The 23,036-nt window shown below is 61.8% G+C and carries 24 protein-coding genes and 1 pseudogene; 12 read left to right on the forward strand and 13 right to left on the reverse strand.

What is annotated here, in order from left to right; genetic code table 11:
• The 4 genes and pseudogenes from GSQ90_RS11200 to GSQ90_RS11215 form a co-directional block, all read right to left on the reverse strand.
• A pseudogene (locus GSQ90_RS11200) lies at nucleotides 1-139 on the reverse strand (phenylalanine--tRNA ligase subunit alpha); the annotation flags it as partial.
• Nucleotides 140-297: 158 nt separating this feature from the next.
• Nucleotides 298-663, reverse strand: a complete 366-nt coding sequence (rplT, locus tag GSQ90_RS11205; protein WP_158814896.1) for a 50S ribosomal protein L20 — start codon at nucleotides 661-663, stop codon at nucleotides 298-300.
• A gap of 71 nt (nucleotides 664-734) precedes the next feature.
• Nucleotides 735-935: a 50S ribosomal protein L35 gene (gene rpmI / locus GSQ90_RS11210; protein ID WP_158814897.1), complete on the reverse strand. Its 201-nt coding sequence runs from the start codon at nucleotides 933-935 to the stop codon at nucleotides 735-737.
• A 350-nt stretch (nucleotides 936-1,285) separates the two neighbouring features.
• Nucleotides 1,286-2,257: a ring-cleaving dioxygenase gene (locus GSQ90_RS11215; RefSeq protein WP_158814898.1), complete on the reverse strand. Its 972-nt coding sequence runs from the start codon at nucleotides 2,255-2,257 to the stop codon at nucleotides 1,286-1,288.
• A 336-nt stretch (nucleotides 2,258-2,593) separates the two neighbouring features.
• Between GSQ90_RS11215 and GSQ90_RS11220 the strand changes: the two genes are divergently transcribed.
• The 5 genes from GSQ90_RS11220 to GSQ90_RS11240 all read left to right on the forward strand — a co-directional run bounded on the left by GSQ90_RS11220 (nucleotide 2,594) and on the right by GSQ90_RS11240 (nucleotide 7,077).
• A complete protein-coding gene (locus GSQ90_RS11220; protein WP_158814899.1) occupies nucleotides 2,594-2,788 on the forward strand; it encodes a hypothetical protein in 195 nt (64 codons plus the stop codon).
• Nucleotides 2,775-3,515 carry an SDR family NAD(P)-dependent oxidoreductase gene (locus tag GSQ90_RS11225; RefSeq protein ID WP_371418355.1) on the forward strand — a complete coding sequence of 247 codons (741 nt, stop codon included), beginning with the start codon at nucleotides 2,775-2,777 and terminating at the stop codon, nucleotides 3,513-3,515. The genes GSQ90_RS11220 and GSQ90_RS11225 overlap by 14 nt, the downstream gene beginning before the upstream one ends.
• 565 nt (nucleotides 3,516-4,080) lie before the next feature.
• Nucleotides 4,081-4,839: an SDR family NAD(P)-dependent oxidoreductase gene (locus GSQ90_RS11230; protein WP_158814901.1), complete on the forward strand. Its 759-nt coding sequence runs from the start codon at nucleotides 4,081-4,083 to the stop codon at nucleotides 4,837-4,839.
• 119 nt (nucleotides 4,840-4,958) lie between these two features.
• Entirely contained in the window at nucleotides 4,959-5,339 is a 381-nt protein-coding gene (locus GSQ90_RS11235) for a MarR family winged helix-turn-helix transcriptional regulator (protein ID WP_210254879.1), read from the forward strand.
• Between the two features lie 25 nt (nucleotides 5,340-5,364).
• Nucleotides 5,365-7,077, forward strand: a complete 1,713-nt coding sequence (locus GSQ90_RS11240; protein ID WP_158814903.1) for a thiamine pyrophosphate-requiring protein — start codon at nucleotides 5,365-5,367, stop codon at nucleotides 7,075-7,077.
• A gap of 58 nt (nucleotides 7,078-7,135) precedes the next feature.
• Here the strand turns inward: GSQ90_RS11240 and GSQ90_RS11245 are convergent, their stop codons facing one another.
• The 8 genes from GSQ90_RS11245 to GSQ90_RS11280 form a co-directional block, all read right to left on the reverse strand.
• Nucleotides 7,136-7,669 carry a 2,4'-dihydroxyacetophenone dioxygenase family protein gene (locus tag GSQ90_RS11245; RefSeq protein WP_158814904.1) on the reverse strand — a complete coding sequence of 178 codons (534 nt, stop codon included), beginning with the start codon at nucleotides 7,667-7,669 and terminating at the stop codon, nucleotides 7,136-7,138.
• Nucleotides 7,670-7,691: 22 nt separating this feature from the next.
• Nucleotides 7,692-9,137 (reverse strand): aldehyde dehydrogenase, encoded by a 1,446-nt coding sequence (locus GSQ90_RS11250; RefSeq protein ID WP_158814953.1) that lies wholly within the window; start codon nucleotides 9,135-9,137, stop codon nucleotides 7,692-7,694.
• A 25-nt stretch (nucleotides 9,138-9,162) separates the two neighbouring features.
• Nucleotides 9,163-10,206, reverse strand: coding sequence for a branched-chain amino acid ABC transporter permease (locus GSQ90_RS11255; protein ID WP_158814905.1), 1,044 nt, complete (start codon nucleotides 10,204-10,206; stop codon nucleotides 9,163-9,165).
• Nucleotides 10,207-10,214: 8 nt separating this feature from the next.
• Nucleotides 10,215-11,081, reverse strand: coding sequence for a branched-chain amino acid ABC transporter permease (locus GSQ90_RS11260; protein WP_158814906.1), 867 nt, complete (start codon nucleotides 11,079-11,081; stop codon nucleotides 10,215-10,217).
• Nucleotide 11,082: 1 nt separating this feature from the next.
• On the reverse strand, nucleotides 11,083-11,790 hold the full coding sequence (locus tag GSQ90_RS11265; RefSeq protein WP_158814907.1) for an ABC transporter ATP-binding protein: 708 nt from the start codon (nucleotides 11,788-11,790) through the stop codon (nucleotides 11,083-11,085).
• A 3-nt stretch (nucleotides 11,791-11,793) separates the two neighbouring features.
• Nucleotides 11,794-12,507, reverse strand: coding sequence for an ABC transporter ATP-binding protein (locus GSQ90_RS11270; protein ID WP_158814908.1), 714 nt, complete (start codon nucleotides 12,505-12,507; stop codon nucleotides 11,794-11,796).
• A 36-nt stretch (nucleotides 12,508-12,543) separates the two neighbouring features.
• On the reverse strand, nucleotides 12,544-13,824 hold the full coding sequence (locus tag GSQ90_RS11275; RefSeq protein WP_158814909.1) for an ABC transporter substrate-binding protein: 1,281 nt from the start codon (nucleotides 13,822-13,824) through the stop codon (nucleotides 12,544-12,546).
• An 85-nt stretch (nucleotides 13,825-13,909) separates the two neighbouring features.
• Nucleotides 13,910-14,899, reverse strand: a complete 990-nt coding sequence (locus GSQ90_RS11280; protein ID WP_246731531.1) for a catechol 2,3-dioxygenase — start codon at nucleotides 14,897-14,899, stop codon at nucleotides 13,910-13,912.
• Between the two features lie 152 nt (nucleotides 14,900-15,051).
• Between GSQ90_RS11280 and GSQ90_RS11285 the strand changes: the two genes are divergently transcribed.
• The 6 genes from GSQ90_RS11285 (at nucleotide 15,052) to GSQ90_RS11310 (ending at nucleotide 21,208) form a co-directional block, all read left to right on the forward strand.
• On the forward strand, nucleotides 15,052-15,969 hold the full coding sequence (locus GSQ90_RS11285; protein ID WP_158814911.1) for a LysR family transcriptional regulator: 918 nt from the start codon (nucleotides 15,052-15,054) through the stop codon (nucleotides 15,967-15,969).
• A gap of 107 nt (nucleotides 15,970-16,076) precedes the next feature.
• Complete coding sequence (locus GSQ90_RS11290) at nucleotides 16,077-17,174, forward strand: 4-oxalomesaconate tautomerase (RefSeq protein WP_371418356.1); 1,098 nt, start codon at nucleotides 16,077-16,079, stop codon at nucleotides 17,172-17,174.
• Nucleotides 17,175-17,195: 21 nt separating this feature from the next.
• Complete coding sequence (locus GSQ90_RS11295) at nucleotides 17,196-17,921, forward strand: PIG-L deacetylase family protein (RefSeq protein ID WP_158814913.1); 726 nt, start codon at nucleotides 17,196-17,198, stop codon at nucleotides 17,919-17,921.
• Nucleotides 17,918-18,613 (forward strand): 4-carboxy-4-hydroxy-2-oxoadipate aldolase/oxaloacetate decarboxylase, encoded by a 696-nt coding sequence (locus GSQ90_RS11300; protein ID WP_158814914.1) that lies wholly within the window; start codon nucleotides 17,918-17,920, stop codon nucleotides 18,611-18,613. Before GSQ90_RS11295 ends, GSQ90_RS11300 begins: the two co-directional genes overlap by 4 nt.
• Before the next feature lie 6 nt (nucleotides 18,614-18,619).
• On the forward strand, nucleotides 18,620-19,486 hold the full coding sequence (locus GSQ90_RS11305) for an NAD(P)-dependent oxidoreductase (RefSeq protein ID WP_158814915.1): 867 nt from the start codon (nucleotides 18,620-18,622) through the stop codon (nucleotides 19,484-19,486).
• Nucleotides 19,487-19,861: 375 nt separating this feature from the next.
• Entirely contained in the window at nucleotides 19,862-21,208 is a 1,347-nt protein-coding gene (locus tag GSQ90_RS11310; RefSeq protein WP_158814916.1) for an MFS transporter, read from the forward strand.
• 47 nt (nucleotides 21,209-21,255) lie between these two features.
• On the opposite strand, the gene GSQ90_RS11315 is transcribed toward GSQ90_RS11310, so the two are convergent.
• Complete coding sequence (locus GSQ90_RS11315; protein WP_158814917.1) at nucleotides 21,256-21,936, reverse strand: TetR/AcrR family transcriptional regulator; 681 nt, start codon at nucleotides 21,934-21,936, stop codon at nucleotides 21,256-21,258.
• A gap of 518 nt (nucleotides 21,937-22,454) precedes the next feature.
• On the opposite strand from GSQ90_RS11315, the gene GSQ90_RS11320 reads away from it, so the two are divergent.
• Nucleotides 22,455-23,036 (forward strand): hypothetical protein (locus GSQ90_RS11320; protein WP_158814918.1); only part of this gene is annotated, 582 nt, incomplete at its 3' end.

Below are 23,036 nucleotides of genomic sequence, written 5' to 3' on the forward strand. Positions count from 1 at the left end.
TACCCAAAGTGGCGAGCAGGGCGGAGATCGCGCCCTTCTTGCCCAGCGCGGCCACGCGAACCGCCTCAAGCGCCGCTTCGTCGGCGGCGCCGGCGATGGCGGCGAGGGTTTCGGCTTGCAAGGGGGAAAGATCGGTCATGGACAAATCATGGGGTTTGATCGGAAGCGGCTTTTGTCACGCGACGGCGGGGTTGTCGAGGCGCGCCAAAACAAAGCGCCTCCACGCTGGCTGCGCGGAGGCGGATTTCATAAAGGCGTCAGAACCTCGAGGCCGCGGATTTGTCGAAAACGGGCCGTTCAGGCGGCCTTCGGCAAATGACCTTTGGCCTGTTCGACGATCGCCGCGAAAGCCGCGGGTTCGTTAATCGCCAGATCGGAGAGAACCTTGCGATCGACCTCGATCCCGGCCGTGATCAGGCCCGAGATGAAGCGGCTGTAGGTCAGGCCATGCTCGCGCACCGCGGCGTTGATGCGTTGGATCCACAGGGCGCGAAATTCGCGCTTGCGGTTCTTGCGATCGCGATAGGCATATTGCATCGACTTTTCGACCGCCTGTTTGGCGATGCGAATGGTGTTCTTGCGGCGGCCGAAAAAGCCTTTGGCGGCGCGCAGCACCTTCTTGTGTTTGGCGTGGGACGTTACGCCGCGTTTGACACGGGACATCTTGATCTCCTGGAATGCTCAGCAAAGGGCCGGACGAATGCTTCGCATTCGCCTTGAAAGGGATGAGGCGTTCAGCCGTTCGGCAAGAAATACTTCTTGATATTGTCGCCGTCGGTCTTGAACAGCACCTTGGTGCCGCGCAGGTTGCGGATCTGCTTGTTGGTCCGCTTGATCATCCCGTGGCGTTTGCCGCTCTGGGCGTAAACCACTTTACCGGTTCCGGTGATCTTGAAGCGCTTTTTAGCGCCCGATTTGGTCTTCAACTTGGGCATTTGGCTCTCCTAGGGGTTTAAACCCCTTTTGGAATGACCAGGCCTTGTAAGGCCCGTTCGCGTCGAGATGAGCGAAAAGAACCGCCACGGCAGCCCTGACTGGCCGGGCGGTTCGAAGGTGGGGCTTGTAAGGGAAAGGGACGGGGGATGCAAGGGCTTCGCCGCCAGCGGCGGCGCCAGAACAATGCCAGGATTCTTTCGCTTTGCTCGTAACGGACGCAACATGCTCTTTGCGTCGACGCAAGCATGCTTTCCGGCCGAGGGCGAATGAGCGCCGCGTCGCTGCCCTCAGTCCGGCCCCTGCTTCCCGGCAAAACGGGGAAGCAAGGGCCGGCAAGGGCGGAGCTGTTTTAGTGCGCGCCGGCGTGGCGGGGAACCTTGATCGGCTCTAGCGGCGCCACGATCTCGGCGCGGCGCGGCTCGAACCATGGCGGCAACAGCATCTTTTCGCCCAGATGCTCCATCGGTTCGTCGATCGCGAAGCCGATGTCGCAGGTTGCGATTTCGCACAAGATTCCGCCGGGCGAGCGGCAATAGATCGAATGGAAGTAATTGCGATCCTTGATCTCGGAGACGTCGGTGTAGCCGAGCCCTTCGAGATGGGCCTTGACGACGGTTTGTTCCTTTTCGGTCGGCACAGCGAAGGCGATGTGATGGACGAGGCCTTGCGCGAAGGTCCAGGATCCCTGCTTGCGGTCGGGCTCGTGATGGAGATCGATGGTCTTCTGGGCGCCGCCCTCGTTGATCGCAAACCGGATGAAGGGGCCCGAATGGCCCTGTTTGGTGAAGCCGAGGCCGTCGACGAAGAAGCGCTCCTGCTCCTCCGTATCGCGCACCGACATCACGACGCTATGAAAGCCGCGCACGGCGACATCGGCGGATATTTCATCGGTGGTCCAGCCTTCCGTCTTGTCGTGGGCGTCCTCGACGAGATCGAATTCGAGGCCAGCCGGATGCGAAAAGCCCAGCCTTTTTTGACCGAAACGTTCGTGGACCGCGCCGTGCTTGACCTTGTGCTTCTCGAAATGGCCGGTCCAGAACTTCAATGAACCGACCGGCACGGAATAGCAGGTCGTCTGGATCTGGCCGGTGCCCTTGCGCCCCGACAGCCCCGCTTGGCGGAACGGAAAGCAGGTCATCACCGAGCCGACCTGAGCGTGTTTGTTGGCGTAATAGAGGTGGTAGATCGGCTTCTCGCCATCGAACAGCACGGTCTGCTTGATCATCCTTTGGCCGACCGCTTTGGTGAAGAAATCGATGTCCTCCTGCGCGCCCGAAACGCCGCTGGTGACATGATGGATTCCATTGACGCGTGCGCTCATTGCTTCCTCCCGCTTGAAGTCATTCCGCCTTTTGCACATGGCTTTCGCAACGTAAGCGATCCATGCCGGGCGAATATGTCCGGGGCCGAACGATATTGGCGTCGCCAATATTGTAAAGCCCCGACGCGGCCTCAATTCTCATAATCAAGGGCCGCAATGGTCGGCAGGCTTCGAAGACAGGTATTGGAGAAGAAACGCGGCTTGACAATTCCGCTCGTTTGACGTTGGCCCGCGAAGGGCTAACTTGATCCTGCAAAACCGTTCGTCAGAGCAAGATTCTGGGCGGCGCCGCGAAAAAACACGAGCAAGGGGAGGGCGGGTGAAGGGCAAAAAGATATGGATGCTGGCTACCGAGTTCAGCGCAGCGCCAATCTCGCCGGCAAGGTCGAAAAAGTGACGATCGACGACGCCAGCGCGTTCTTCGCCCATTGGAGGTCGATGGCTACAACGTGCCGATCCAATGGGATCTTCACGACTTCCATCTGTAACAACAATGAAGGGATCACGGATGTATGCGATGCGGCGTTATGAGGGGACTGGGGCGATCATCACCGGCGGAGCCTCGGGCATAGGCTTACGAACGGCCGAGCGCATGCTGGCGGAAGGCGGCCAGGTTTCTCTCTGGGACGTGGACCAGGCCAAGCTCGACGCCGCCAAGGCGCGCCTGGGCAAGGACGCTCGTGTGACGCGCCTCGATATCACCGACCCGGCCGCCGTCGAGCGCGCGACGGCGGAGGCCCAGGGCGCCATGGGTCGCATCGACGCGCTCGTCTGTTGCGCGGGGGTCGCCGGTTTGAACGCCCTTGTCGTCGATTATCCCATCGACGAATGGAAGCGCATTTTCGATATCAACGTCAACGGTCTGTTCTATTGCAACCGCTATGTCGCGCCTTTCATGAAGGCGCGCGGCTACGGGCGCATCGTCAACGTGGCTTCAATTGCCGGGAAGGAGGGCAATCCCACCGCTTCGGCCTATAGCGCGTCGAAAGCCGCCGTGATCGGATTGACCAAATCGCTGGGCAAGGAACTCGCCAAGGATGGGGTCGCCGTCAACGTCATCACGCCAGCCACCGTCGAAACGCCGATGCTGGCCCAGGTCTCAGACGCTCATATCGCCTATATGCGTTCCAAAATCCCGATGGATCGCTTCGGCACGATGGACGAGATGGCGGCCATCATTTGCTGGTTGGCGAGCCAGGAATGCTCTTTCACGACAGGCGCGGTTTTCGACGTTTCGGGGGGCAGGGCGACCTACTGAAGCCGAAGCGCCGGGCTCAACTGGTTACTCTAGGGTTAACGTCGCCCGCAATCCGGCCGGCTCGGTAATAAAACCGGCATGTCTAGTGATGCATCAAAAGCACACCCACGCCGATTGTGAGCACGGACACGCCTTTGCAGGGCATATCTCTGATTTTGGGATTGAACTTGGTGCGCCGCAGCATATGTTGGGCATACGATGATTCTTTCATCGTATGCCCTCCTTGGGCGTTTCCTCCCTAGACTTAGGCCGCTTTCGGGTGGCCTTTTTTTTGCGCCGAGGGTGCGCCACTAAACCCGAGCGGCGATGCGAAGGCAAGCCCGGCGCAGGGGATTTTGGCTCCGTTGCAAATTAAATTTGCGTCTGAATTGCTGACCTAACTATCGGGTCGCTGCGCTGCCGAATCAAAGGCCGCGGAGCCATCGAGTCGTCTCGTACCTCATACCATCCGACAATAGACAAGCACGACTGCTTCCATTAAGTTTGAGCCCAAACTAAATTGACGTCATGCCGCTTTGCAAGATGCGCGGCCGAGGCGGTTTGTCGACGACAGGACGGAGGAGCGGTGACGGTCTTGCAAAACAAGATTTGTGTGATCACCGGGGGTGGGGGCAGCATCGGTCTGGCGACGGCGCGGCTGTTCCTTGGCGAAGGGGCCAAGATCGTGCTCGTCGACCGCGATGAAGCCAAATTAATCGAAGCGGTCGCTACGCTTGCGCATGCCGATGTCTTGCCCATTGTGGCCGACGTCACGCGCACGGCGGACATTCAACGTTTGGTTCAAGGCGCAATGGGGCGTTGGGGCCGGATCGATGTTGTGTTCAGCAACGCTGGAAGTTTTGGCGTCGTGGCTTCAGTCGACCAGTTTCCCGAGGATATATTCGACGCAGTTTACGCCGTGCATGTGAGGGGCGCATTTCTTCTCGCAAAATATGCCGTCCCGCACATGCCCAGGGGAAGCAGTATTGTCATCACATCGAGCATTGTGGGAACGCGCGGCGATCCCGGCGCCTACGCCTATGTCACGGCCAAACACGCCCAGGTCGGCCTGATGCGCTGTCTCGCCAAAGATCTCGCGCCCCGAGGAATTCGCGTCAACACCGTTCACCCCGGTCCGATTGACAATAGCTTCCAGCAGAATGTTGAGGCCGGCCTCACCGTAGCCATGGGGCGGGACGCCGCAGCCTTTTTCGACGACATGATTCCGCTCGGACGTCACGGGCGGGCGGTGGAAATCGCCGAAGCCGTTCTGTATCTTGCTTCAGACCGGAGCAGTTTCACCACCGGCAGTCTCTTGATGGCCGACGGAGGTTTGAGCGCGTGAGCAAGGCCGCAACGGCGCACAAACGCACAAGTCGGGCGCGGTCGGCGCCGGAGCCTGGGGCGGCGGCCCCTGAAGTGAACCTCGGTCCACTCGACGGCTACATCGCTTTTCATCTGCGCATGGCGCAGGAAACCGCGTTGCGGGCCTTTATCGCAAGCTCCAGCCGGCGCGATTTCAAGCCCGGTCACTTCGCGACTCTGATGGTCGTCAGGCTTAATCCCGGCCTGTCGCAGATCGAAGTGTGCCGCGCCATCGGGCGCGACAAGTCCACGATCAGCCCGCTCATTCGGGATCTGGAGCGGGACGGTCTGATCCTGCGTGAAAGTTCCACCGCCGACAGGCGCAGCGTCACCCTCCGGCTGACCTCTAAAGGGGAGGATGCGCTCGACGCATTGCTCAAGCATGTCGAAGCCCACGACCGTCGGCTCGACGCCATCATTGGAGAGGCCAAGCCCGAGCTTATCGCGATGCTGAGGAAGATCGCGGCGGCCCTGAGCTGAAGACCCATTTCCTGAGAGGACTGCCATGTATAGCGCCAGCACGGCCCTGCTCGAAGCCTTGGGCGACTCGGGTGTGACGCATATTTTCGCGAATTTCGGCAGCGATCATCCGGCGCTGGTCGAAGCGATCGCCGAAGCGCGCGCTCATGGGCGCGCCATTCCCATGATCGTGACTTCGCCCAACGAGATGGTGGCGCTGAGCTGCGCGCACGGTTCGGCGCAGCTCACCGGGCAGGCCCAGGCCGTGATCGTGCATGTGGAATGCGGGACGCAGGCGCTCGGCGGCGCCGTCCATAACGCCGCGAAAGCGCGCGTTCCCGCTTTCATCTTCGCCGGGCTCTCTCCCTTCACTCAGGAGGGGGAATTACGCGGCAGCCGCAATGAATTCATCCAATGGATTCAGGACGTCGCCGATCAGCGCGGGATCGTTCGCGGCTATATGAAATATTCCAACGAATTCCGCACCGGCAAAAACATCCCGCAGCTTGTCCGTCGGGCCATGCAACTGGCGCACAGCGACCCCAAAGGACCGGTCTATCTCACAGGCGCTCGCGAGGTGATGGAGGAAGAAATCACCCCCGTCGCGATTGAGCCGGATTGCTGGCGGCCGTTGCCGGCTGCGCCTCTGCCCGAGGCGAGCGTCGCCGAAATCGCGGCGGCGCTGGCCACGGCCAAACGGCCTTTGATCGTAACGACCTATCTTGGCCGCAAGCCGGAAGCCGTGCATGAACTCGTGCGCCTCTGCGAGAGGTTAGGCGTCGGCGTATTGGAATCGGTTCCCACCACGATGAACTATCCGCATGACGCGGCGATGTACCAAGGCAATCACTGGAATCATCCCTTCCAGAATCAGCGCCTGGCGGAGGCGGATGTGGTGCTGGTGATAGACAGCGACGTGCCCTGGATTCCGACCATCAATAGGCCGGCGGAGAGCGCGCGGATCTTTCATATCGACATCGATCCGCTTAAGGATTCGATTCCCCTTTGGTACATCAAGGCCCATCGCTCTTTCCGCGCCGACGCGGCGACCGCGCTCGCGCAAATCAACGCCCATCTCGGGCGCGCGGGATGGGATGAGGCCGCGGCTGGCGCACGCATCCAGCACTACGTGCGCCTCCATGACGAACGCGCCAAGCAAATAGAAGGGCGCGAAGCGCCCGATGGCGATACGATCACGCCGGAGTTTTTGACCGCTGCGGTTCGCAGAGCGATCGACGCGGACACGGTGATCCTTAATGAGGGCATCACCAATTATCCCGCCATTTGCGATCATATCGCCCGCACAAAACCCGGCACGTTTTTCGCAAGCGGCGGCGGATCCTTGGGCTGGAACGGCGGCGCGGCGGTCGGCATGAAGCTCGCGGCGCCTGAAAGAACCTTTGTCGCGCTGACAGGCGACGGATCCTACATGTTCTCTATTCCATCGACGGTGCATTGGATGGCCCGTCGCTACAAAGCGCCGTTCCTGCAAGTCGTTTATAACAATCGCGGCTGGAAGGCGCCGAAATATTCGGCTCTTGCCGTTCATCCCGACGGCTATGCCGCGCGCGCTGACGACATTGACGTCAGCTTCGAGCCGCCGCCCGATTACGCGGGCATCGCGGCCGCGGCCGGCGGAGCCTTCGTGCGCACGGTGAAATCGGCCGGCGACCTCGACGAGGCGATCCGCGAAGCCTTGCGGGCCGTGCGCGAGGGCGGGCGCGCGGCCGTGCTGGATGTCTGGCTGCCGGCGTTGTAGCCGGCGGCACCCTGGCCGCTCGAAATACGTTTTCTAGGCGATGTCCTGGAAGACGCGCTTACCTCATCATTGCATCGATCATTCCGGCGCCGAGGCCAACCGCTTCATAGTGAGCCTTGCACATCGCGATGTATTTATGGACGTCGAAGTAATCCTGCGACTTCCCGTCTTCATCGAGCCAGATCAGCGGCCCTTCGACAATGAAGATCGCGCGCATCGGCTCTTCATGTTCGTAGGCGATCAACGTGTGGCCTTCGCCCGCCGTCTCGTAAACGAAATCGCCCGCCTTGGCGGTCCAATCATGTTCGAGATAGCCCCATTTGCCGGAGATCGTGTAGGCGAAGACCTGATGCGGGTGGTAATGCCGGTTCACCAGGCCGGCGCGTTTGGCCATCAGGACGTCGCACCATTTGTTCTGCGAGGGTGAAATCCATAGGGGACGCGACGAGACGGTTTCCGTGAATGGCACGAAATAGCGCTCGTCGGCGTTCGCGACATCGGGCGTATAGATTTCCGGCAAGGCGTTTGGCTGGAACACCGTCGTGATCGGTTTGAGGTTCTTCCAGAATTCCGTCGTTGCGGCTTCAGGCATGGAATCTCTCCCCTTAGTCTGATCAAAACGGGTAATGCTGGTGCGGATCTTCGATCGTGATCCAGCGGGTTTCGGTGAAGGCGTCGAGGCCCCAACGCCCGCCGAAGCGGCCGTAGCCTGACGCTTTGACGCCGCCGAAAGGAATTTGCGCTTCGTCGCTGACGGTCGGGCCGTTGATGTGGCAGATGCCGGATTCGATGCGCTTGGCGACCGCCATCGCCCGCATGATGTCGCGTCCGAAGACGGCCGCTGAAAGTCCATATTCCGTGTCGTTGGCGATGCGCACGGCTTCATCGACGCCTTTGACGCGGATCACTGATTTCACCGGCCCAAAGCTCTCTTCCGTATAAATGCGCATCGCCGGAGTGACCCGGTCGAGCAGCGTCGCTTCGACGACAGCGCCCTTGCGTCCGCCGCCGCAAGCGAGAATCGCTCCCTTGGCCGTCGCATCGTGAATGAGAGCATCCATCCTCTCGGCCGCGCCGAGGTCGAACAGCGGACCGAGAACGACATGCTCGCGCGGATCGCCAGCCTTCAGGGTTTTGGCTTTGGCCGAGAGTTTTGCAACGAACTCATCCGCCACGGCTTCATCGACGATGATGCGCTCGGTCGACATGCAAATCTGGCCCTGGTTCATATAAGCGCCGAACGCGGCCGCGTTGACGGCCGCATCGACATCCGCGTCGTCAAGGACCAGCAACGGCGCCTTGCCGCCGAGCTCCAGCAGGACCGGTTTGAGATGCCGCGCCGCCTGTTGGGCGATAATGCGCCCGACGCGGGTCGAGCCAGTGAAATTGATGCGCTTGACCGCGGGATGGCCGATCAGCGCCTCGACCAGCTTGGGCGCGTCGGCGCCGGCATGGGTGATCACATTGAGCGCGCCCGCGGGCAGGCCCGCTTCGATCAGGACTTTGCCGATCAACTGATGCGTGCCGGGGCAAGCTTCGGAGGCTTTAAGGACGACCGTATTGCCGCAGGCAAGGGGAACGGCGATGGCGCGCGTCGCCAGGATCACGGGCGCGTTCCAGGGCGCTATGCCGAGCACCACGCCGGCCGGCTGACGGATCGCCATCGAAAGCGTGCCCGGCTTGTCGGAGGGAATCACCTGTCCATCAAGTTGGGTGGTCAGAGCGGCTGCCTCGCGCAGCATGTTGCTCGCGAGATAGACGTTGAAGCCGGCCCAAGGCGCCGTCGCGCCGACTTCTTCGATCATCAGTTCAGTAAAAGCGGCGGCCTTGCTCTGCATGACATCGGCCGCTTTCAACAACACCGCGCGCCGGGCGCCGGGGCCCAGGGCTGACCAGGCGGGAAAGGCGGCGGCGGCGGAATCGGCCGCTCGCCGTGCGTCGGCCTCGGTCGCGGCGGCGGCGCGCGTCGCCGCGCCGCCCGTCATCGGATTGATGCGCTCGAAGATTGCGCCATTGCTGGCCGCCGCCTCGTCGCCATTGATCAGCATATTGATGTTCATCATCGTCTTGCCTCCCTGTTCAGCTTTATAAAGTCGGTGAGGGCGCCTTATCGGCATCCGGCGTTTGGGCACGTCGTCGTCTTGGCGGAGCATGCGAGACGGGGATCAGATCCTGAGGAACGATCCGGCGCAGCAGACCCCAAAGGCCGCGCGGTTCGACCAGGATCACCGCGATCGACAGCACGCCCAGCAGGATGAAATGCCATACCCCAATATCGGCGAGATATTGGCGGATCAGAAAGAATACGATCGTGCCGATGATCGGGCCTTCAAAACTACCGATGCCGCCGATCACGACGATGAAAATCACATAAACGGTCCAATCGGTAATGCTGAAGGACGCCGGGGGCGCGACGCGCAGCTTCTGCAAGGTGATGATTCCGCCGGCTATGCCCAGGAACGGCGCGGCCCAAAGAAAGCATAGGATGCGCGAGCGGATGAGATTGACGCCGATCGCGCCGGCGCCTTCCTCGTCGTCGCGCATCGCGGTGAGGCCGATGCCGACGCGAGAGCGCATGAGGATGAAGGTCGACGCCAGCGCCAATCCCGCCAGGGCGAATGACAGCCAATAGATGGTCTCGTAGCGAAGCGCGGGCTGCGCCCCGAGTTCCTTGACCACGGAAACCGGCATGCTGACGCCGGACCCGCCGCCAAACGCCGAGAGCTTCCCTGCGATCAGCATCAGGGTTTCCGCCACGACCCAACTGCCGACGGCAAGATAGGCTTCGCGCAGGCGGAAGATCACCAGCATGACAGGCAGCGCGAAGAGCAGGGCCGTCGCGCCCGCCATGACAAGGGCGATGAACGGGTTCAGTCCGGCGAAAACAGCAAAGCCGTAAAACGCATAGGCGCCGATGCCGACAAAGGCATGCTGGCCGATGGAGACGATGTCTGCGTACCCGGCCAGAAGATTCCACATGATCGCGATCACAAGCAGCGAAAGGAACTGCGTGAGCAGTTGAAGCTGCGGAATGGAGAACAACGCCGGGCCGACGATCAAAACGGCGGCGCCGAGCGCGAGCAGCCCCCGTCCCATCGCCACAGTCCAGAAAGCTTTGGGTTCGAACATCGCAGGCCTCAGGAGCGGGGAAAAAGGCCCTGCGGCCTGATGAGAAACACCGTCAGAAACACCAGATGTCCGGCGAGGACCTGCCAGGCGGCGTCAACTTGCGCGCCCAGACTCTGCGCGACGCCAAGAACAATGCCGCCGGCCAATGTCCCCCAGAGGCTGCCAAGGCCGCCCAGCACCACCGCTTCGAAAGCCGTGATGAGACGGCTCGGACCACTGGCCGGGTCAAAATTGGTCCAGATCGACATGAAGCCGGCCGAAATGGCGATCGTCACGCCGACGACGCCCATCGCGATCGCATAGATGCGCGCGGACGGCAGACCGACGAGATCGGCGGTCGCGACATCGTCGGAGACGGCGCGGATGCGCGCGCCAATGCGCGTGGCGTAGAGCAGGCGGTCAAGCAATCCAATCATGGCGACGGCGGTCAAGAAAATCGTCAGCGGCAGCACGCCGATATTGACGCCGTCGCCAAGGGCCAGCGTCGCCGTCTCGAAAGCGCCTCCCGCTACTTTGCGCGTGTCGGCGCCGTAAGCGCCGAGCAGCCCGTTCTGAATGATGATCGAGAGGCCGAAGGTCACCAGAATGATCGGCAGCACGCTCTTGCCGAGCGCGCGCTGAAACAACAGCCTTTGCAAGAGATATCCGCCCCCAAAAGCCACCGGAATGACCAGCAGCACCGCCAGAAACGGCGGCAGGCCGAGTTGAGACGTCAAAGTGAGCAGCAGAAACGACGCCGCGACGATCAGGTCGCCATGGGCGATGTTCACGAATCGCAGAATCCCGACGGACAACGACAGGCCCATCGCGAACATGGCGTAGAGGCCGCCGAGGAGCACGCCCTGCAGAATCTGGTTCACGATGGCGGCCAGCATCTCAGACTCCGAAATAATGCTTGGCCACGATCTCACGCGTGGTGTCCTGCGGGCGTCCGCTGAGGTTAATCCGGCCTTCGAGAAGGCAGTAGAAATGATTGGCGACCGCGAGTGAGCGCGCGATGTCCTGTTCGACGACAACGATTCCGACGCCGCGATCTCGAATTTTGGCGATGATCTCGTAGAGATCGTTGATGATCGTAGGCGCAAGTCCGAGGCTGATCTCGTCGCAGAGAAGCAGGCGCGGGCTGGCCAGCAAGGCGCGCGCAAGGGCGACCATCTGCTGCTGACCGCCGGACAATTCCCGCGCTTTCTGGCGGCGTCGCTCCCGCAGCATGGGGAAATAGCCGTAGACATCTTCGAAACCAACGTCGCCGCGCGTTCCGACCTCCCAACCGATATTGAGGTTTTCCTCCACCGTCAGGGACGGGAACAGGCGCCGCCCTTCCGGCACCAGAGCGACGCCGCCGCCCACGATGGCCGCCGTCGACCGACCGGCGAGATCGGCGCCCTCGAATCGAATGGCGCCCTCGATGCGGTCGGCGCGCCCCATAATGGCTTTCAGAAGCGAGGATTTGCCGGCGCCATTGGCTCCGATGATGGAGACGATCTCTCCTGCTGCGACCTCAAGGTTGAGGTCGTGGATCGCCTGGAACTGGCCGTGGAACACCGAAAGGTTTTCGATCGACAGAAGTGCGCTCGACGCCACGGCCTAGGCCTCGACGCCGAGGTAGACTTCGCGAACTTTTGGGTCGGCCAGAACGGCGTCAGGTGCGCCATTGCTGATGATGGCGCCGCCATAGAGCACGGCGAGCCTAGTCGCCACGCGGCGCAGCGCATGGATCACATGTTCGATCCAGATGATCGTGGCCCCTTGTTTGCGAACAGTCTGCACGATCTCCAGCAGCGCATCGCATTCATAATCGGTGAGGCCGCCGGCGATTTCGTCAAGCAGCAACAGGCGCGGGCGGCAGGCGATCGCCTTGGCGAATTCGAGCCTCTTGAGATCGAGGAGCGAAAGGCTGCCCGCCGGACTCGCTGTGCGGTGATCGAGGCCGGTCAGATCGAGCACTTCCATGGCCCAGTCCCGCGCTTGGCGGAGCGGCAGGCCGCCTCCACTGACGGCCCCCGCCAGCACGTTCTCATAGGCGCTCATATTGGAGAAGGGCTTTGGCACCTGATAGGTGCGCCCGATGCCCGCCCGGCAGCGGTCCCATGGCCGCATGCGAGTCATTTCGCGCCCTTCGAAAATAATCTTGCCCGCCGTCGGCGCGAGCACGCCGAGGATGACGTTGAACAAGGTGGTCTTGCCGGCGCCGTTTGGGCCGAGCACACCAAGGACTTCGCCCTTGGCGACGCTGAGATCCAGGCCGTCGATCACTTTCAAGGAGCCAAAATGGCGATAAAGCGATTGCAGCTCCAGCATGGGGGCCTTTGTTCTCGATCTCTCTCGGCTTCGCCGTCAACCGTAGGAGATCACCTGCGGCGTTCCGGCGACGGGGATATTCGGGAAATTGGTGTTGTCCACGACGACGATGTCGAAGGGATATTTTGAGTTCGGGCTCTTGAGCCATTGCCCAATGACCAGCGGCGTCAAGGCGCAGTTCGGGAAAGGCCCTTTGCTGAAGTCGATCGGGCCGACAATCGTGTCGAGCTTCGTCGCCTTCAACGCGTCCCTGATTGAGGCGGCCTTGTCGAGATCCTGCGCGCGCTTGAGCACATCGAAGATGACTTCGAACAAGGAGTGGCGGAAGCCAAGCGGCTGCGACCATTGCCGGCCGCTGGACTTCTCATAGGCGTCCGCCAGATCCTTCGAAGACTGGCCGGTGAAGCTCGACTTGAACGGAGCGGTCGGGCTCCACCATACTTCGGTGGTCAGCCCGGCCGCCCGCGCGCCCATGGGGGCGATCGCGGCGGGGAATTCCAGGGCCTTGCCCATATAGACGGCTTTGGGTTTGTAGCCCTGCTGAGCGCAACCGTTCCAGAAAGTCGTCATCTCCGGCGGGGGCACGACGCCCGTGACGATCTCGCAGCCGGCCGCTTTGAACGCCGCGATCTGCGCATTGTAGTCGCTGGCCGGCATGTCGAAACGGCCGGGATCGGTGACCTTGAATCCCGCCTTGGTGAAGAGGCCGGGAAAACCCTTGGACTGCGCGATGCCGTCGCCGTCGTTCGGCCAGATCCCGCCGATCATTTTGTTGGTCGGCAGGCGGTTCCAGAAAGGAATGAGAGAGCTGGCGAGCTCCTCGCCGCTGAAGAAGAAATGATAGGTCCAGTCGAAGCCCTTCTTCGGATCGCCGCTGCGGCCGAAGAAATAAGGCTCGAGCGGCGCGTCATTGCTGACGCAGGGCACGCCGTTCAATTCGCATTGGTCGGATACCGGATTGACCGTTTCCGGCGTGGCGAAGGTCGCGACGATGTCGACCTTGTCGTTGAGGAGGAGATCCTGCGTCACTTCCGCGGCGCGATTGGGATTCGACTGGCTGTCCTTGATGATGATCTCGTAGGGGTGTTGCGCGCCGCCATTTTCGAAATGGCCGCCCATCTTCGCTTTCACCTGGTCCAGCACGAAAGGCATATGCTCGCAGAAAAAGGCGAGCGGGCCGGTTTGCGGCATGACGAGGCCGATTTTGATCGCGCGCGGCGCGGCGAAGGCCATTCTTTGACCGGCGACCGTCGTGAGGCTGCCCGCAACGAGGCCTTTTAAAATCGTACGCCGACCGATCCCGGATTTGGAAACCATTCTTTCCTCCCAAAAAGAAGCGCCGCGGCGGACGCTGGATAGCTCTCGGCCTTGATTGAGCCGAATTGTTTGATCCCAAACTATCCTACGATTTCGAATCAGAATCAAGAGTTCTGTTCTGTTCGGCGTCCGGCGTGCCGTAGGTGTGGAAGGTTGAAATCGTCTGCAGGCCCCAGGCCTGTCCTTTGGCGCGCTCGGCCTCTGTCCAGACGATCGGTTTCCAATCGGGCGCCAGAATCAGACGTGCGCCAGCATTGCAGACCTCGAAGCGGTTGCCGCCAGGCTCGAACACGTAGAGAAAGAAGGTTTGCTGGATGGCGTGTTTATGCGGACCCGTCTCGATGTGTACGCCATGTTCGAGGCAAATGTCCGCCGCGCGCAGCACCAGTTCGCGCGAATCGACGGCATAGGTGACGTGATGGAAGCGTCCCCTCGCTCCCGTATGGTCGTGCGTATAGGCGATATCGTAGCTTTTATTGGTCGCGGTCAGCCAGATTCCCTCTTCGACGCCCGTGTCGAGCACGATCATCTCCGTCGTTCGAAGTCCGACGGCGTTTTCCAGAAACTCGCGCGTTCCCTTGATGTCATGGGCGAGCAAATTCAGGTGGTCGAGCCGGCGCACCCCAACGCCATGGGAGGCGTAACGCGCGGCCTGGTTCTTCAGCGCCGGCTTGAGCGCCGCCGTCGGCTTGTACCATTCGGTTTCATAATAGATTTCGATTTTGTGGCCATCGGGATCGCGCGCGAGATAGGCTGGCCCATGTCCCACGTCGCCATCGGTCCAACCGACGCCGAGACCGGTCGCCTGCAAGGCCTTCGCCCGGCGCTGCAACGCCGCCGGGCTCGCCGCGCGAAAAGCGAAATGCCCAATGCCGGGTTGTTTCGATGCGGTGAGTTTCAGCGTGTGATGCTCGTAATCGTCCCAGCCCCTAAGGTAGACGGAATCGCCCGCCCGGGCCGATTCCTGCATGCCCATCACGTCGAGGAAGAAGCGCAGGCTTTCTTCGGGCTTGGGCGTGAGCAACTCCACATGCGCGAGATGCGCGATGTCGTGGCAGGGTTCCGCGTCGCTCACCGTAAATCGTCCTTCCTTCTCGCACGCGAATCTTTGTGGCGGCGGCGAAGCCGGTCGTCGCGTCATTGAAAAGACCATCGCGCGATAGATGAAGCAAATTAGTTTTATTGGCGCATTTATGAATATTGTGCAGGAAACCAGGGTTCAGGCGCGTGCGCATTGATTTTCTCGGCCTCCAGGCTTTCGTTAGTATCGCGGAGCGCGGCAGCTTCCAGCGCGCGGCCGCTCATCTCAACCTGTCGCAAACCGCGCTGAGCCATCGTATCCGCAAGCTCGAGGACGATCTTGGCGCTCAACTGTTCACGCGCACCACGCGGGAGGTGACGCTCACGCGAACCGGGACTGACCTTCTTCCAAAGGCGCGCCGGGCGATCAATGAGATCGCCGCTTCCTTGAGCGAGATTCGCGAGGCCTGTCAGCCTGAGCAGGCTTTGTTGAGTCTTGGCTGTCTGCCGACGATCGCGACCAATCACCTGCCGGCCTTGATCCGACGATTTCAAAGCAAGCATCCCGACGTGCGCGTGCGAATTTACGACAATTCGGCGACCGAAATCGGTGAACTCGTCAGCTCCGGCGTCGCCGAATTCGGCCTGACGATCGTCGCCGCCAATTCATGGGATCTCCATCTCCAGACGCTGCTGAAGGAGCCTTTTCTCCTGGTCTGCCGCAAGGACCACCCCCTTGCCAAGAACAGCGAGGTCGACTGGGACGATCTCGTCGATGTGCCGTTGATCCGCGTCAGTCCGCAAACCGGCAACCGCCAGCTTATCGATGACGCCTTGGGGGCGCGGCGCGAGATGCTGAAATGGCGTTATGAGGCGCAACATACGGCCACCGCGGTGAGTCTGGTCGAAGCCGGGGTCGGCGCGACGATCATTCCCCGTCTCGCCCTGAATCTTCATCTGAGTCCGACTTTGAAGGGCATAGCGCTTCGCAACCCCAGCCTCTCGCGTAGCCTCGGCATCATCTCGAAGCGCGACAGACCTCTGTCGCCGCTCGCGACGGAATTTCGCGGCATGATCGTTAAGCATTTCGCAAAAGGCTCGAAAGCCGATGAGAGGCTTTCATAAGTTCTGCGAAAGAATGCATTTGTTGCATGAGACGCGCTGCGTCAGTGTCGAGGCGAACGACGACCCCTCGACGTTAAGCGGGGCGCGGCGCTGTTTATGGAAACGCAATCATGCAGCATGGCATCCGATGCGCGCTGATGCGCGGGGGCACCTCCAAGGGCGCTTATTTCCTCGCCAGCGATCTGCCGGCCGAACCCGCGGCGCGGGATGCGATCATCCTCTCGGTGATGGGCTCGCCCGACGCGCGGCAGGTCGATGGCCTCGGCGGCGCGCATCCGTTGACCAGCAAAGTGGCGATCGTGTCCGTTTCCAGTGAGCCGGGAATCGACGTGGATTTCTTGTTCGGCCAGGTTCTGCTCGACAGGCCGGTGGTCGACATCACGCCCAATTGCGGCAATATCCTCGCCGGCGTCGCGCCCTTCGCCATCGAGCGCGGCCTGATCAAACCTTCGGGTTCGTTGACCCGGGTCAAGGTGCGCACATTGAACACCGGCACGATCGCCGAACTCTCGGTGGAGACGCCTGGAGGGCGGGTGAATTACGCCGGCGCGGCGCGGATCGATGGCGCGCCGGGCACGGCCGCGCCCATCGTCATCGATTTTCTTGACGCTGAAGGGTCGGTTTGCGGGTCCCTGCTGCCGACGGGCCATTCCGTCGACCGGGTTGCCGGCGTCGACGTCACGCTAATCGACAACGGCATGCCGGTCGTTGTCATCGAGGCTTCCGCCCTCGGACGCACCGGCTATGAGCCGCGCGATCAATTGAACGCCGATCAAGAGCTCAAGGGGCGCCTTGAAGAAATCCGCCTTGCGGCCGGCCCTTTGATGAATCTGGGCGACGTTCGCGACAAGGTCGTTCCGAAAATGTGTCTTGTGGCGGCGCCGGCTAAAGGCGGCGCGATTGCGACCCGCAGCTTCATTCCTCATGAATGCCATGCCTCGATCGGCGTCTTCGCCGCCGTATCGGTGGCGACGGCTTGCATTCTGCCGGGCTCGCCCGCCGCGCGCGTCGCAAACCTGCCTGCGGGCCGCGAAAAGCTTCTGGCGATCGAACATCCGACGGGCGTCTTTGATGTTCGAATTGCGGTTGGCGGGACCGCCGAACGATCCGTCGTGGAGCGCGCTGGCTTGCTTCGCACCGCGCGGCTTCTGTTCGACGGCGTCGCTTTCCCGCGCGAAACTATTGAAATCAGCGCCGCCGACTGACCGGCCTTCTTGGAGTGTAAGATGAAAAATGCCGGCGCCGCCGCGCTCGTCGTCACTGCCCATCCTGGCGATTTCGTTTGGCGCGCGGGCGGCGCGATCGCCCTGCATGCGGCCAAGGGCTACAGGGTCAAGATCGTTTGTCTCTCTTTCGGCGAGCGTGGGGAAAGCCAGTTCGCCTGGAAAAAAGGCGGCGTCAGTCTCGAAGAGGTTAAGAGCCAGCGCAAGGCGGAGGCCGAAAAGGCCGCGGCGATTCTTGGCGCCGAAATCGAATTTTTCGACGCCGGCGATTATCCCTTGCGCGTCACCGAGGCCATGCTCGATCGGCTGATCGACGTCAATCGCGAGGCCAATCCCTCTTTCATCCTCACCCACTCGCTCGAAGATCCCTATAATGTCGACCATCCGGAAGCGGCGCGCCTCGCCCAGGAAGCGCGCATCGTCGCGCAGGCGATGGGCCATAAGCCGCGCGCCGATTACAGCTACACGGCGCCGCCGGTCTTTCTGTTCGAACCGCATCAACCTGAAATGTGCAATTTCAAGCCGAACGTCATCCTGAACATCGACGAGGTATGGGAGCGCAAGGTCGAAGCGTTTCATGTCCTCGCTGCGCAAAAGCACCTTTGGGAATATTACACGCGCGTGGCGCTTCAGCGCGGCATGCAGGGCGGGCGCAACAGCGGGCGGGCGATGACGTACGGCGAAGCCTATCAGCGTCTGTTCCCCATGGTCGTCGAGGAACTGGCATGAAAACGATCGTCGTACGCAATCCGCCGCGCGCCGAAACCGAAGCCGTCGATCGGCTCGCCAGGCTTGGCGTGGCGACGGTGCACGAAGCCCAAGGCCGCACTGGCTTGCTGAAACCCTACATGCGGCCGATCTATACGGGCGCACAGGTCGCCGGCTCGGCGGTCACCGTTCTTGCCCAGCCCGGCGACAATTGGATGCTGCATGTGGCCGTCGAACAATGCCAGCCCGGCGATATTCTGGTCGTCGGCCTGACGACGGACAATACCGACGGTTTTTTCGGCGACCTGCTCGCAACATCGTTGAAAGCGCGCGGCGTTCGCGGGCTCGTCATCGACGCGGGCGTGCGCGACGTCAAGAGCCTGACGGAGATGGGCTTTCCCGTTTGGTCGCGCGCCATCAACGCCAAAGGGACGGTGAAGGCCACGCTGGGCAGCGTGAATATTCCGATCGTCTGCGCGGGCGCCTTGGTGAGGCCGGGCGACGCCGTCGTCGCCGATGACGACGGCGTCGTGGTCGTATCCAGGCGTGACGCGCGCGCGGTTGCTCAGGCGGGAGAAGCGCGCGAAGCCAATGAAGCGGAGAAGCGCGAAATCCTGGCTTCGGGCAAGCTCGGTCTCGATCTCTACAAGATGCGCGAACCGCTTGCCGCGGCAGGCTTGGTCTATGTCGATTATTCCCCCGAACACGAGTGAAGCCAGATGACGGAAGCGACGCGCGTCAACATCGGACTTCTCGGCTTTGGCGAGGCGGGAAAATTACTCGGCGCGGAATTTGCGCGCGCTCCGGCGGCGTCCGTGCGCGCGTACGACATCCTGTTTGAAAGTCCCGCGTTTTTTTCGGAATGCGCCACCGGCGCCGCATCGGCCGGCGTGAAGGCTATGGCTCATCTCGACGCTTTCTGCAGCGGCTGCGACGTCGTCATTTCGGTTGTCACCGCCGATCAGGCGGCGCCCGCGGCGGCGGCGGCGGCTAGATATCTGCGGGTTGGCCAAATTTTCCTCGATTTCAATTCCGTCGCGCCAGACACGAAGCGATCGGCGGCGGCTTTCGTCGAAGCCGCCGGCGCCGCTTATGTGGATTGCGCTGTTATGGCCAACGTGCCGGGCAGGGGGCTCGCCGTGCCCATCCTGGCCGGCGGAAAGGCCGCCCGGAGAGCGGCCGATTTGCTCAATCCGATGGGCATGAAGATCGATGTCGTCTCCGATGAGATCGGCCGGGCGTCGGCGACAAAGCTTTGCCGCAGCATCGTCATCAAGGGCATGGAGGCGTTGATGATCGACTTCTCCGAGGCGGCGGACAAGTGCGGGGTGTTCGAGGATGTCGTTCAAAGCCTGGACGCGACCTTCCCGAGCCTCGATTTCGCTGCGCTCGCCGCGACGATGCGCGGCCGCGTCGAGCAGCATGGGATCAGGCGCGCCGCGGAAATGCGCGAAGCCGCGAAAATGTTGGATGGTTTCGGTCTCGGCGGCGATCTGAGCCGCGCAATCGCCGACGTTCATGAACGCGTCGCACAGGAACGTCTTGCGAAGCGGGCGCGAACCGACACGTTAGTCGCGAACGGTTGAAGGCCCGCGGGGGACGGCCTCTCCGGCGCATATGGCGGCAGGTCGTCGATAAACGCGCTTCATCGCCAGTGGTCTGTCAAGCTGATCATCATCGATAGCGGCTTTGACCAACCCGCGGCGCATCGGCGCGCGGCCCGAAGCCCCCAGCGCAAAGTCATCCCAATAAAAGTCAGACCGTTTCAGTGAATTCGAATTATCATTGTTTCAGCCGGATATCGGTTTCCGAAACGCTGATCACAGGAACGTCATGCTTTTTCGCCGCGGTTCGTCGCCTGCAGACGTCGGGGGTCCGTGATGACGGGCGCCCGCACGGGGGTTGCGGCGGACGTGATCGGGAATATAGGCTTTGCGGACGAGAAGCGCCGCCATGATCGCATGAGCAAAGCTGACCTGGCCGTTCCCCCCGCGAGGGAACGAGCGGGCCAAATCTATTCCTGGTATCTCGTCGCGGTTCTGGCGACGGCTTATGCGTTCTCGTTCCTCGACCGCTATGTTCTCAGCCTCCTGGTCGAGCCGATCAAACGCGATTTCGGGCTGAGCGACGTCAATGTGAGCCTCCTGCAGGGGTTCGCCTTTTCGATTTTCCTCGTCGTGAGCGGACTGCCGATCGGGCGCTTGGTCGATCGCTCCAGACGCATGACGATCATTGCGCTTGGCGTCGCCTGCTGGAGCCTGATGACCGTCGGCTGCGGGCTCGCGAGCGGTTTCCTCGGCCTGCTCCTCTGCAGGATCGGCGTCGCCATCGGCGAGGCGACGCTGCTTCCGGCAGGCTTCTCGGTCATCATCGACGCTGTGCCTCGGAAGCGTCTGGGCTTGGCGTTCGGGCTTTTCACCATGGGCGCCTATATTGGCGCAGGTTTGGCGTTTCTGCTGGGAGCCGCCCTGATTGCGCGGCTCGCGGCTTACGGCGGCCTGTCGCTGCCCTTGATGGGCGACCTCAAACCTTGGCAAGGCGTTTTCGTTCTGATTGGCGCGCCGGGGCTCCTTTTAGCGTTCTGGGCGGCGACTTTGCGCGAGCCCGTGCGTCGGCATGCGGATGTTTCAACCGGCGCCAGCCTGTCCGACGTCATGGTTTTCTTCCGATCGAACGCGCGGACGCTGACATGCCTTTTGCTGTGCGGCGCCTTCGGCGCGATGAGCGCTCAGGCGATGACGGCCTGGGTGCCGAGTCTCCTGATCCGCACCTATGGATTCACGACGGCGCAGGCCGGGACGGCGTTCGGCGCGATCGTCATCCCCTGCGGCATTCTCGGCGTTATCGCTGGCGGCCTCATCGGCGACGCCCTGACCAATAGAGGTCTGCGCGACGGCCGGCTGAGGGCGATGATCGGCGGCAGCTTGCTTGCATTGCCCTTCGCCGTCGTTGGACTCCTCGCCGGCGACGCTCGGCTGACGCTTGCGCTGCTCACGCCCGCGATCTTCTTTTACACCCTATTGATCAGCAATAGCCCCGCGGCTTTGCAGGAGATGCTTCCGAGCCGCCTGCAAGGGGTTACGACCGCGGTCGCGGTTCTCGTGTCGAATCTCATTGGTCTTGGACTCGGCCCGACATCGGTGGCGTTTGTCACGGACTTTGTCCTGCGCGATGAGGCCAAGTTGCGCTATTCTCTCGCAATCGTATCAGCGACGGCCCTGACTCTCTCGGTCATATTCGGGCTCCTAGCGCGGCGACCTTATCTTGCGAGCAGAGCTTCTCTCGACAATTTGACGTCAGCGCGATGAGCGGCTTTGCTCGAACCCATCGACGACAAGGGTTTCAGCCCTCGCGACTACCGGCGCCCGTCGGCGCTGGCGCGTTTCTCGGATGTGAGAAGGCTCTCGGCCGAGGCTCGGTCTGTCGGCGCGTCGCCGCGCGCCGCCGCTTGGCGGCTCGCTTTGGCCGCAGGCTCGGTAATACCGTACAGCAGGGCGTCGCACATGCGCGCATAGCGCTCCGGCAATGTGGCGGCTGGGAGGTTTGGCAGCGTCTGGTTTACCCCCCGGGCGCCGTCGGCCAGCAGTTGCGCGGCATCGGCCGGCGTTTGGTTCGGCCGAAGCTGAATCAGATGGCGCTTTTCCAGATCGGCGAGGACCTCGGCGAGTCCCGCCTGAAAAACGACCGCCGATTGCGCGATAATGTCCATACAACGGTGGAAGGCCTCAAAGTTGAGTTCCGACGCATGAGGGGAGAGCGCCAAATCCCGGCGCGTCTCTCCAAACCGGGCATCCAAAATCGCAACGATCACCTCGACCGCGCTGCCTCCGCGTGCAAGCTTCCGCCGACCTGCGTCCCAGCCGCGTTGGATTTCGCCGATGTGGTTCCAGCGGATCGACTCGCGAAACGCGTCTTCCTTGCTCTTGAAATGATAGTAGAGCGCCCTGGCAGTGAGATCACAAGCTTTAGCCAGCCCACCCATCGTCAGTTGACCGTAGCCAAAGTTGAGGAACGCCAGCCGCACCCGCTGCATCATCCGATCGTGGCGATTTTCATTCCTCATTCGTCAATTCGCATCATTTTGGAAGTTCCGGGAAGGATCGGTCGACGCTTCCGGTCGGCAATCCCGGCGGCGATTCCGAGATTTAGTCCACTCATACGTCGGATACAAAGGTTTCGACGCCGATGGCGCCAAACCTTCCAGCATGGAGGGTGGAGCACAATCGGATGTCCGCACCATGCGGCGTCGGCGACGCCAACCCGTCGCCGTCTCACTGAACTCTCATGCATCGCACGGAGCCGGGAATTGTCCGGCGCTCGCGTATCGCCGTGACTCTGCCTGGGTGATTGGAAGCAAAAACCCTGGCGAACCGGTTTCAAACATTCCTGGGCCTCTTGAATCAAACGTTAACGCATTCCTAACATACTTGTTGCATTTTTTTCGCATTTTTCATAGATGTGTGAAGACAAGTCTAATCACTACCACGCTTCCCGCGTGGCGGCGCCGGCAAAATCTTTCGAGATCGGGTGAGGTGGGAGATCGTGAAGTTGATTGTGAATCGTAGCATCGGCGTCGTCGCAAGTCGCATGTTTGCGGCGTTTTTGGCCATTTCCGGCATGGCCGAGGCGGGATTTGCCGCGCAGGTCGCGCCGAGCAATACAAGCAACAGCGTCTCCGCTTCGCCTCCACCTTTGGTATCGCCACAGCCGGCGGCGGGCGCAGGTTCGGCCGCTCCTCCTGTCGCCCCCGCGCCAGCCGAGCCTGCGCAGACTGCGGCGGAGGTCGCCGGGTTCCGATCGGCCCTTTTTGGCATGGTTGAGGCCGATGTCCGGGCCGCGATCACGAAGGATTTTGCCGTTGGCGCGGACGGCGTGCGCGTTTCGCAAAATGGCGCGGAGCATACTCAGGTTCTGTCGATCAAAGCGTCCGACGCGCTGCCGGAAGGCGGCGGGGCGGAGGTTTCCTACGTCCTTGGCTACAAGACCAAGAAGCTCATTCAGGTCAGCGTTTCCTGGTCGAAGGCGACCGATGACAAGCTGACCCCGGAGCGACTGGTGTCGAACGCCGACACGTTGCACGCCTATTTCATGGCCGCCGGCTACAAGCCGGACACGATCGTCAACAATGTGGCGGTG

It is taken from the genome of Methylocapsa sp. S129 (genome assembly GCF_009765995.1).
In the GTDB taxonomy this organism is placed as follows: Bacteria; Pseudomonadota; Alphaproteobacteria; order Rhizobiales; family Beijerinckiaceae; genus Roseiarcus.

Coding starts and splice junctions, on each gene's coding strand:
- rplT (WP_158814896.1), bottom strand. CDS start 663: ATGTCCCGTGTCAAACGCGGCGTAACGTCCCACGCCAAACACAAGAAG.
- rpmI (WP_158814897.1), bottom strand. CDS start 935: ATGCCCAAGTTGAAGACCAAATCGGGCGCTAAAAAGCGCTTCAAGATC.
- GSQ90_RS11215 (WP_158814898.1), bottom strand. CDS start 2,257: ATGAGCGCACGCGTCAATGGAATCCATCATGTCACCAGCGGCGTTTCG.
- GSQ90_RS11220 (WP_158814899.1), top strand. CDS start 2,594: ATGGATGCTGGCTACCGAGTTCAGCGCAGCGCCAATCTCGCCGGCAAG.
- GSQ90_RS11225 (WP_371418355.1), top strand. CDS start 2,775: ATGCGGCGTTATGAGGGGACTGGGGCGATCATCACCGGCGGAGCCTCG.
- GSQ90_RS11235 (WP_210254879.1), top strand. CDS start 4,959: ATGGCGCAGGAAACCGCGTTGCGGGCCTTTATCGCAAGCTCCAGCCGG.
- GSQ90_RS11240 (WP_158814903.1), top strand. CDS start 5,365: ATGTATAGCGCCAGCACGGCCCTGCTCGAAGCCTTGGGCGACTCGGGT.
- GSQ90_RS11245 (WP_158814904.1), bottom strand. CDS start 7,669: ATGCCTGAAGCCGCAACGACGGAATTCTGGAAGAACCTCAAACCGATC.
- GSQ90_RS11250 (WP_158814953.1), bottom strand. CDS start 9,137: ATGAACATCAATATGCTGATCAATGGCGACGAGGCGGCGGCCAGCAAT.
- GSQ90_RS11255 (WP_158814905.1), bottom strand. CDS start 10,206: ATGTTCGAACCCAAAGCTTTCTGGACTGTGGCGATGGGACGGGGGCTG.
- GSQ90_RS11260 (WP_158814906.1), bottom strand. CDS start 11,081: ATGCTGGCCGCCATCGTGAACCAGATTCTGCAGGGCGTGCTCCTCGGC.
- GSQ90_RS11270 (WP_158814908.1), bottom strand. CDS start 12,507: ATGCTGGAGCTGCAATCGCTTTATCGCCATTTTGGCTCCTTGAAAGTG.
- GSQ90_RS11275 (WP_158814909.1), bottom strand. CDS start 13,824: ATGGTTTCCAAATCCGGGATCGGTCGGCGTACGATTTTAAAAGGCCTC.
- GSQ90_RS11295 (WP_158814913.1), top strand. CDS start 17,196: ATGAAAAATGCCGGCGCCGCCGCGCTCGTCGTCACTGCCCATCCTGGC.
- GSQ90_RS11300 (WP_158814914.1), top strand. CDS start 17,918: ATGAAAACGATCGTCGTACGCAATCCGCCGCGCGCCGAAACCGAAGCC.
- GSQ90_RS11305 (WP_158814915.1), top strand. CDS start 18,620: ATGACGGAAGCGACGCGCGTCAACATCGGACTTCTCGGCTTTGGCGAG.
- GSQ90_RS11310 (WP_158814916.1), top strand. CDS start 19,862: ATGAGCAAAGCTGACCTGGCCGTTCCCCCCGCGAGGGAACGAGCGGGC.
- GSQ90_RS11315 (WP_158814917.1), bottom strand. CDS start 21,936: ATGATGCAGCGGGTGCGGCTGGCGTTCCTCAACTTTGGCTACGGTCAA.